Annotated in this window: 1 protein-coding gene; it reads right to left on the bottom strand. The window is 51.7% G+C overall.

Annotated elements, in window-relative coordinates:
• Positions 1 to 139 precede the first annotated feature (139 nt).
• Positions 140 to 548 (bottom strand): RES family NAD+ phosphorylase (locus HT737_RS28605; protein ID WP_182404498.1); only part of this gene is annotated, 409 nt, incomplete at its 5' end.

The following is a 548-nucleotide window of genomic DNA, read 5'->3' as shown; positions in this document are numbered from 1 at the left end:
CTAACGGGTGAAAAAATGGATCATGAACAGCCATCCCTGCGTTTTGGTTTATGCAGGGATGTGCAATGGACAGCAGGGTTTTATAGAGCCCGATTTAGACCGTTGGGTGATGAGGTTATGCAAAAAAACCAGCTGTGTATCAAACCAGTTCCATCTCCCTCAGCAACCGGGTATCCAGCCCAAACCGCTCCTGAGAAACCATCCTGAACTGGCCCTCCGCCAATTCGCAGCTCACCAGCAAATTCCACGAATGGCGGGTTGCCGCCGAGGGGATCAGTACAAACGGATGTTCTGCCAATAACGAATCGGCAAACAGTTGTTGATTGGGTGAAGGTTTGGCGGGGCTCAACCAGTAAGGATTCGGCACTTCCCCAGGCTGCACTATTTTCACTTTTGCTTCGTTGATGACCTCAAAACACGTGAGTACATAGGGTTCACTGTCCAGCGCATCAAAGCTGTGATTGGCTGCCACCTCCAGAATGGCCGACGACGGATCGACCGATGCATAAACGACTCGTCGTCCGGGTTTGTTCCATCGGCCACCWTGA

This window comes from Pseudomonas sp. MD195_PC81_125 (assembly GCF_014060985.1).
GTDB lineage: Bacteria > Pseudomonadota > Gammaproteobacteria > Pseudomonadales > Pseudomonadaceae > Aquipseudomonas > Aquipseudomonas parakoreensis.
The sequence above is the reverse complement of the archived record's forward strand: the minus strand, read 5'-3'. Positions and strand labels throughout refer to the sequence as shown.